The organism is Nonomuraea fuscirosea, from assembly GCF_035917475.1.
GTDB classification, from domain to species: Bacteria; Actinomycetota; Actinomycetes; order Streptosporangiales; family Streptosporangiaceae; genus Nonomuraea; species Nonomuraea fuscirosea.
On the sequence record NZ_CP109074.1, the window covers coordinates 11,967,147 to 11,975,494 of the forward strand.

Below are 8,348 nucleotides of genomic sequence, written 5' to 3' on the forward strand. Positions count from 1 at the left end.
TTGCCAGACACGGACCGTTTCTTCATTACGACGAGGGGTTGGCCTTGAGCTTCCGGACCCCAGGAGCCGGCAGGGCGATGCGCTTGCCCCGCCGACCGCGACTGCTTCTGCCTGTGGCGATCGCTCTGGTAGTGATCGTCGCGCTCTTTTTCCTTTTTTCGGGCATCTATACCGACTTTTTGTGGTTTGACTCGACCGGCTTCACCTCGGTCTTCAGCGGAGTGCTGCTGACCCAGATCGTGCTGTTCCTCGCCGGAGCGGTGCTGATGGTCGGCATCGCGGGCGGCAACATGCTGCTGGCCTTCCGGACCCGGCCCATGTTCGGGCCGGCCATGTTCGGCGGGGGCAGCGGAGCCGACCGCTACCGCATGGCGCTCGATCCCCACCGAAAGCTGATCTTCATCGTCGGCATGGGGTTGCTCGCGCTCTTCTCCGGCTCCTCGTTCGCGGGGCAGTGGAAGACCTGGCTGCAGTTCAGCAACGGCGCGTCGTTCGGCAAGCAGGACCAGCTGTTCGGGTACGACATCGCGTTCTTCATGTTCGACTACCCGTTCATCCGGATGGTGCTGAACTTCCTGTTCACCGCCGTGATCATCTCCATCGTGCTGGCGGCGATCACCCACTACCTCTACGGCGGGTTCCGGCTGCAGTCGCCCGGCGTACACGCCTCCAGGGCCGCCCGCGTCCACCTGTCGGTGCTGCTGGGCATCTTCGTGCTGCTCAAGGCCGTCGCCTACTGGATGGACCGCTTCGGCCTGGTCTTCTCCGACCGGGGCTTCGTCCACGGCGCCTCCTACACCGACGTCAACGCCGTGCTGCCGGCCAAGACCATCCTCGCGATCATCGCGCTGATCTGCGCCGCGCTGTTCTTCGCCGGCGTCGTGCGCCCCGGCGGCATGCTGCCGGGCGTCTCCTTCGGCCTGCTCGTGCTCTCGGCCATCCTGATCGGCGGCGTCTACCCGGCGCTGGTCGAGCAGTTCCAGGTCAAGCCCAACCAGCAGGGCAAGGAAGCGGCCTACATCCAGCGCAACATCGACGCGACGCGGGAGGCGTACAACGTCGACAAGACCGAGGTGGAGAACTACAACGCCCAGGCCGACCCGACCAAGGTCCAGTCCAAGGGCGACACCTCCGTCTCCGGCGTGCGCCTGCTCGACCCGGCGCTGGTCTCCTCGACCTACGAGCAGACGCAGCGGATCAGGGGCTTCTACAGCTTCGCCGACCCGCTCGACGTCGACCGTTACCCCGACAGCTCAGGCAAGCTGATCGACCACATCGTCGGCGTACGCGAGCTGACCAGCCCGCCCGAGGGCCAGAACAACTGGATCAACCGGGCCCTGGTCTACACCCACGGCTACGGCTTCGTCGCCGCGCCCGGCAACCAGGTCGACTCCAGCGGTCTGCCCGCCTACGACGCCAAGGACATGCCGGTCACCGGCCCGCTGGTCACCAGCACCAACCTCAAGGAACCGCGGGTCTACTACGGCGAGAACCCGGCCTCGTCCGAATACGTGATCGCGGGCGGCAATCCGAACAACCCGCAGGAGCTCGACTATCCGGAGACGGGCGGCACGGGTCAGAAGAACACGACCTACACCGGCACCGGCGGCGTGCCCGTCGGCTCGTTCGTCAACAGGCTCGTCTACGCCGCCAAGTACAGCGAGGCGAACATCGTCCTCTCCGGCGACATCAACGACAACTCCAAGATCCTGTACGTGCGCAACCCGCGCGACAGGGTGCAGAAGGTCGCGCCCTACCTCACCCTCGACGGCAACACGTACCCGGCGATCGTCGACGGGCGCATCCAGTGGATCGTCGACGGTTACACGACCTCCAACGACTATCCGTACGCGCAGAGCGAAAGCCTCGGCGACATGACCCGCGACACCTCCACGGACCGTCGCGTGATCGCCCAGCAGCCGAGCGACAAGATCAACTACATCCGCAACTCGGTGAAGGCGACCGTCGACGCCTACGACGGCACGGTCAAGCTCTACGCCTGGGACAACAACGACCCGGTGCTCAAGACCTGGAGCAACGCCTTCCCCGGCACCATCAGGCCGGCCTCGGAGATGAGCCCCGACCTGCGCCAGCACGTCCGTTACCCGGAAGACCTGTTCAAGGTGCAGCGCTACACCCTGTCGCGCTACCACATCACCAACCCGGCCGCCTTCTACAGCGGCCAGGACTTCTGGAACGTCCCGGGCGACCCGACGCAGGGCGACAAGAACATCAAGCAGCCGCCCTACTACCTGACCACCACGATGCCGGGTGGCACGCCCGCGTTCTCGCTGACCACGACGTTCGTGCCGCGGCAGGGCCCCAACCTGGCGGCCTTCATGGCGGTCGACTCGTCGGGTGGCGCCGACTACGGCCGCATGCGCATCCTGCGCATGCCGTCGAGCACACCCATCCCCGGCCCAGGACAGGCGCAAAACTCCTTCCAGAGCCGCTTCGCGGGTGAGCTCAACCTGCTCGGCGTGGGCGCCTCTTCGGTCCGCTACGGCAACCTCCTGACACTCCCGTACGCGGGCGGCCTGGTCTACATCGAACCGGTGTACATCCAGGTGGCCGCAGGCGGCGGGCAGGAGCCGTACCCGATCCTGCAACGGGTGCTGGTGTCGTTCGGCAGCAAGATCGGTGTGGCGCGCACCCTGGAGGAGGCGCTGCAGGAGGTATTCGGCGGCGAGCAGCAAGAACAGGCGCAGCCGAGCGACGAACAGCAACAGGGCCGGCCGGAACAGGCCAGCACGGCGCTCAACTCGGCCATCTCCAACGCCAAGAAGGCCTACGCGGACGCCCAGAAGGCCCTCCAGGCCAGCCCGCCCGACTGGGACGCCTACGGCGACGCCCAGAAGCGGCTGGAGGAGGCGCTGACGCAGCTGGAAGGGGCGAACGCGAACAGGCAGCAGGAGCCCGCGCCGTCGGCCTCACCGTCGGCGAGCGCGTCACCCACCGCCTCGGCCACTGCGTCACCGACGGGGTCACCAACGGGGTCGCCGCCGGCGACACCACCGGCGTCGCCATCGGCCTCTCCGACCGGTTAGCCGGCCGGAAATCGGGAGAAAACCCGATCTGGTTTGCGCCCACCCCGCGTCGCCGATAGGCTTGTAAAGCACGAAGACGACGCGGGGTGGAGCAGTTCGGTAGCTCGCTGGGCTCATAACCCAGAGGTCGCAGGTTCAAATCCTGCCCCCGCTACCAGGCCGAAGGCCCGGGATTTCGACATCGGAAACCCGGGCTTTCGTGTGTGAGCGGGGGACCACGGTCCATCCACTCTCAGAAAGCCTGTATAGTAACTAGTGACACACCGACGCGGGGTGGAGCAGTTCGGTAGCTCGCTGGGCTCATAACCCAGAGGTCGCAGGTTCAAATCCTGTCCCCGCTACCAAAGAGAATCCCCGGTCGCCGGATCATCCGGCGGCCGGGGATTTTTCGTATGCCCGTTCCGAAACGACTGTCCCGACAAAGGCTTGTTCCGTGGCCCATAGTGGTGATTACATCATTACATGGCTGATGAGACAGTTCCCACCCTTTACGAATGGGCCGGCGGCGCCGAAGCGCTGGAGCGGCTGACCGAGGTGTTCTACCGCAGCGTCCTGAAAGACGACCTGATCGGGCCGTTGTTCGCACACATGGATGCCGACCATCCGAAGTTCGTCGCGATGTGGCTCAGCGAGGTCTTCGGCGGGCCCGACCGCTACACCCGCGAACGCGGCGGCTATCCCCACATGCTCCGCCACCACATCGGCAAGGCCATCACCGAGCCGCAGCGGCGCAGATGGGTGAGCCTGCTGATGGACGCGGCCGACGAGGTCGCTCTGCCCGACGACCCCGAGTTCAGGGCTGCGTTCGCGGGCTACATCGAGTGGGGCACCCGGCTGGCCAGATCCAACTCCCAGCCCGGCGCGACGCCGCCCACCGAGGCGCCGGTGCCGCACTGGGGCTGGGGAGTGGCGCCGCCGTACCAGCCATAGCCCTATTAACCTGGAGGAATGGAAGGCAGGCCCCGAGGGCGGCTGCGCGTTCACCTGGGCGTGGCGCCCGGAGCGGGCACGACGTACGCCATGCTCAGCGAGGCGCGCCGCGCCCGCGACCGGGGTGAGGACGTCGTCGTGGGCATCGTCGAGACCCACGGCCGCGCCGCGACCGCCCGCATCCTCGACGGCCTGGAGGTCCTGCCCCGGCGGACCGTGCCGTACCAGGGGACGACGTTCACCGAGCTGAACCCTGATGCGGTCATCGAGCGCGCCCCCGCGCTCGTCCTGATCGACGAGCTGGCCCACACCAACGTCCCCGGCTCGCGCCACGCCAAGCGCTGGCAGGACGTGACCGCGATCCTCGACGCCGGGATCGACGTCGTCTCCACCGTCGGCGTCCAGCACCTCGCATCGCTGAACGACGCGGTCGAGCGGATCACGGGGGTGCGGCAGGGGGAGACCGTACCGGATGAGGTGGTGCGGAGGGCCGAGCGGATCGAGCTGATCGACCTGCTGCCCGAGGCGCAGCTCCGGCGGCCGGCCCACGGCGACCAGGTGGATCCGGCGCCGGCCGAGTACTTCCACCCCGGCAACCTGACCGCTCTGCGGGAGCTCGCCCGGCGCTGGCTGACGGACGACGATCGGCGCGGCCTCGATCCGGCCGGCGGTGCGGACGGCGGGCGGATCGGCCTCCCGGGTGCGCGTTCGGGCGAGGCGCGTGAGCGGGTGGTGGTCGCGCTCACCGGCGGGCCGGAGGGCGACACGCTCGTACGGCGGGCGGCCCGCATCGCCGCCAGAGGCAAGAACGTCGACCTGCTGGCCGTGCACGTCACCAACGCCGACGGGCCGCCGGGCGGCGACCCCGCCACCCTGGTACGCCAGCGCGCCCTGGTCGAGACCCTGGGCGGCACCTACCACCAGGTGGTCGGCGACGACGTGCCGCGGGCGCTGCTGGAGTTCGCCCGTGGCGTACGCGCCACCCAGCTCGTGCTCGGCGCGTCGCGGCGGAGGTGGCCGTTCGCGCGCGGGGTCGGTGCGACGACCTCGGCGCTGTCGGGCACGATCGACGTCCACATCGTGCCACACGAGGCCACCGGCATGGGCCGCCGTCTGACCCGGCCGGGAGCCGCGCTGACGCGGACGCGGAGGCTGTCGGGCTGGGCATTGGCGCTGCCCGGGATGCCGCTGCTGGCGGCCGTACTCGTGCCGCTGGGCCTGTCGCTGCCCAGCGAGCTGCTGCTCTTCCTGCTGCTCGTCGTGGCCGCCGCCATGGCGGGCGGCATGTGGCCCGCGCTGACGGCGGCGGTGTTCGCGTTCGGGCTGCTCAACTGGTTCTTCACGCCGCCGGTGCGCACCCTGATCGTCGCCAGGCCGGAGAACGTGCTCGCGCTGGTCATCTTCGTCCTGGTGGCCGTCATGGTCAGCACAGTCGTGGACCTGGCGGCCAGGCGCAGCAGGGAGGCGGCGCGCTCGCGGGCCGACGCCGAGGTGCTGTCCACGCTGGCGGGCCACGTGCTGCGGGGCGAGTCGGCGCTGCCGTCGCTGCTGGCCAGGACGCGGGAGACGTTCGGACTGAGCGCGGTGACCCTGCTCGAACGGAGCGACGACCCGGGCGAGTGGCGGGTCGTGGCCACGTCGGGAGGGATGCCCGCCACCAGCCCGGGATCGGCCGACACCGACGTCGCGGTCGACGACCGGCTCGTGCTGGCCGCACGCGGGCGTCCGCTGGAGGCGAACGAGCGCAAGGTGCTGGAGGCGTTCGGGGCGCAGGCGGCGGTGGCGCTGCGGCAGCAGCGGTTGCGCGAGGTCGCCGACCGGGCCGGGCCGCTGGCCGAGGTCGACCGCATGCGGACCGCGCTGCTCGCCGCCGTCGGCCACGATCTGCGCACGCCGCTCGCCTCTGCGCGGGCGGCGGTCGAGAGCCTGCGCAGCACGGACGTCACCTGGACCGCGGCGGACCGCGGCGAACTGCTCGCCACCGCCGACGAGTCGCTGATCAAGCTGAACCGCCTCGTGTCCAACCTGCTCGACATGAGCCGTCTCCAGGCCGGAGCCCTCGGCGTGCGGCTCGAACCGGTGGCGATCGAGGACGTCCTGCCGCACGCCGAGGACGACCTCGGCCCCCTGCGCGATCGCCTCGAAGTCGACATACCGCCCGGCCTGCCCGAGATCTCGGCCGACCCGGCCCTGCTGGAACGCGTCCTCGTCAACCTGATCACGAACGCCGTGCGCCACAGCCCCGGCGGCGAACCCGTACGTCTCACCGCCGGCTCTGACGACGGCGACGTGCAGATCCGCGTCATCGACCGGGGCCCCGGCATTCCCGCGGAAGCGCATGAAAGGGTGTTCCTGCCCTTCCAGCGGCTCGGCGACCGCGACAACCACGCGGGAGTCGGACTTGGACTGGCGCTCTCACGCGGTCTCACGGAGGCGATGGGCGGCACGCTAACGCCGCAGGACACGCCAGGAGGAGGACTGACCATGACCATTTCGCTGCGGCGGGCCTCATGACGCGCGTGCTCGTGGTGGACGACGAGCCGCAGATCCTGCGCGCCCTGCGCGTCAACCTGGCCGCCAGGCAGTACGAGGTCGCGGTGGCGCCCGACGGCGGCACGGCCCTGCGCCAGTCCGCCGAGTGGCACCCCGATCTCGTCATCCTCGACCTCGGCCTGCCCGACCTCGACGGCGTGGAGGTCATCCAGGGCCTGCGCGGCTGGACCACCGTGCCGATCATCGTCCTGTCCGGGCGCGCGGACAGCACCGACAAGGTGGACGCGCTCGACGCCGGCGCCGACGACTACGTGACGAAGCCGTTCAGCATCGACGAACTGCTCGCGCGGGTGCGCGCGGTGACGCGCCGCACGGGTCCGCAGGACGAGGAGAATGCGACGGTACGGGTGGGCGACCATATCGTCGACCTCGCCGACAAGACGGTCTCGGGCGGGGTGCACCTGACGCCCACGGAGTGGCATTTCCTGGAGCTGCTGGTACGCAATCCCGGCAAGCTGATCAGCCAGCGGCAGCTGCTCACCGAGGTGTGGGGCAGCGCGTACCTCAAGGAGACGCACTACCTGCGCCAGTACATGGCCCAGCTGCGGCGCAAGCTCGAACGGGACCCGGCGCATCCCGTGCAGCTGCTGACGGAGCCGGGAATGGGTTACCGCTTCCAGCCGGCGCCACCGGAGTGACGCGGACTGGACTGAGGCCCTGCCGCTGGAGTGACGCAGGCCCGATTCGGGCTGTCTCGCCGGGTGGCCGGTTTCAGACTCTGCCGCCGGCCAGCCTGAACGCCTTCTGCACGGCCCAGCCCAGGAGCAGAAGACCGAAGACGACCTGCACGACGCGCATCCAGAGGGAAGAGCCCTGGTCCGCGTAAATCACGATGCCCACCCACATCAGGCCAAATAGCCCGACCAAGATGATTGCCAACCAGTTCAGCCCCCGCTGCCACATATGCGAAGTCTTACAGGCGATGCGCCAAGGGGAGGTATGCCCGGAGTCGTCTACCGGCGAAGGGTGCGGCCGGTGCCGACGCAGCGGCGCAGGCGCATGCCGCGCGGACGTCGCGGGGCCGGCTCCTCCAGGCAGGCGAGCAACGCGGCCGCCGCACGCGCGTCGGAGAGGATGCGCTGCACGGCCTCCCCGTCCTCCGGCAGCTGACCGCGCTCGGCCAGCTCGTGCTTCAGGAACGCCAGCGGCTCCGCCTCGCCGATGGTGTCCGCCGCCACCGTCGCGCGGGCGGCCGTGAGCAGGCGCAGGTAATGGGAGCGCAGAACGGCCTCGCGCATGCGTGCGTGTTCGAGGTCGTCGATCAGAGTCCTGGCGATGCGCAGCAGGTCACCCGCGTGGGTCGCCTCGTCGGCGAGGAACGCGCGAATGTCGTCGAACTCCGACCGGGTCATGGCCGCCACCTCCGAGAGCGCAGTCTGCTCGTACGTACTTCGTACGTGAGAACGATTGCGGTTGACTTGCCATCGACTTGCGAGCGGGGAGGTCGTCCAGGTGGCGGACGGCTGAGGTTTGAGGGTCAGGTGGTGAGGGGAGAACCCTCTGATTACCTGAGTCGGCCAAAGTGGGCGCGCCAGGCTGCTAGAGTTGCTTCGCGCAGGGCGGCCAAGAGGTTCCTAGAGCCTCGGAAGATGCCCGGCAAATCCCACGATCTTCAGGGTCGTCCTTCGATGGTTACAGACCACTTCGGATGAGCTGGTAAGTTAGAGGGGTTGTCTCCGAAAGGGGGCAGAGCTTAATTCCCGCAGGTCGAGCGAGTCCGGTCAATTTGACAGGGACTTGAACGGCTGAAAGAATTAAGACACAACGGAAGAACGAACGGAGTGAACGCCTCCGAGCGGGGATCACGGAAGTGGTTTC

The 8,348-nt window shown here is 68.8% G+C and carries 6 protein-coding genes and 2 tRNA genes; 6 read left to right on the forward strand and 2 right to left on the reverse strand.

Annotation, left to right across the window (positions count from 1 at the left end; genetic code table 11):
* Positions 1 to 77: 77 nt before the first annotated feature.
* The 6 genes from OIE67_RS55260 (at position 78) to OIE67_RS55285 (ending at position 7,168) form a co-directional block, all read left to right on the forward strand.
* Complete coding sequence (locus OIE67_RS55260; RefSeq protein ID WP_326635402.1) at positions 78 to 3,047, forward strand: UPF0182 family membrane protein; 2,970 nt, start codon at positions 78 to 80, stop codon at positions 3,045 to 3,047.
* 80 nt (positions 3,048 to 3,127) lie between these two features.
* Positions 3,128 to 3,204: transfer RNA gene (locus OIE67_RS55265), tRNA-Met, on the forward strand.
* Between the two features lie 110 nt (positions 3,205 to 3,314).
* Positions 3,315 to 3,391 (forward strand) — tRNA-Met (locus tag OIE67_RS55270).
* Between the two features lie 118 nt (positions 3,392 to 3,509).
* Complete coding sequence (locus OIE67_RS55275) at positions 3,510 to 3,977, forward strand: group II truncated hemoglobin (protein ID WP_326635404.1); 468 nt, start codon at positions 3,510 to 3,512, stop codon at positions 3,975 to 3,977.
* A gap of 18 nt (positions 3,978 to 3,995) precedes the next feature.
* Positions 3,996 to 6,491, forward strand: a complete 2,496-nt coding sequence (locus tag OIE67_RS55280) for an ATP-binding protein (RefSeq protein WP_326635406.1) — start codon at positions 3,996 to 3,998, stop codon at positions 6,489 to 6,491.
* Positions 6,488 to 7,168, forward strand: coding sequence for a response regulator (locus tag OIE67_RS55285; protein ID WP_326635408.1), 681 nt, complete (start codon positions 6,488 to 6,490; stop codon positions 7,166 to 7,168). Before OIE67_RS55280 ends, OIE67_RS55285 begins: the two co-directional genes overlap by 4 nt.
* Before the next feature lie 73 nt (positions 7,169 to 7,241).
* Here OIE67_RS55285 and OIE67_RS55290 read toward each other — a convergent pair whose 3' ends face one another.
* Together OIE67_RS55290 and OIE67_RS55295 are read right to left on the reverse strand one after the other, a co-directional pair.
* On the reverse strand, positions 7,242 to 7,370 hold the full coding sequence (locus OIE67_RS55290; protein WP_281262700.1) for a hypothetical protein: 129 nt from the start codon (positions 7,368 to 7,370) through the stop codon (positions 7,242 to 7,244).
* A 113-nt stretch (positions 7,371 to 7,483) separates the two neighbouring features.
* Positions 7,484 to 7,882 (reverse strand): hypothetical protein, encoded by a 399-nt coding sequence (locus OIE67_RS55295; protein ID WP_326635412.1) that lies wholly within the window; start codon positions 7,880 to 7,882, stop codon positions 7,484 to 7,486.
* Positions 7,883 to 8,348: the final 466 nt, after the last annotated feature.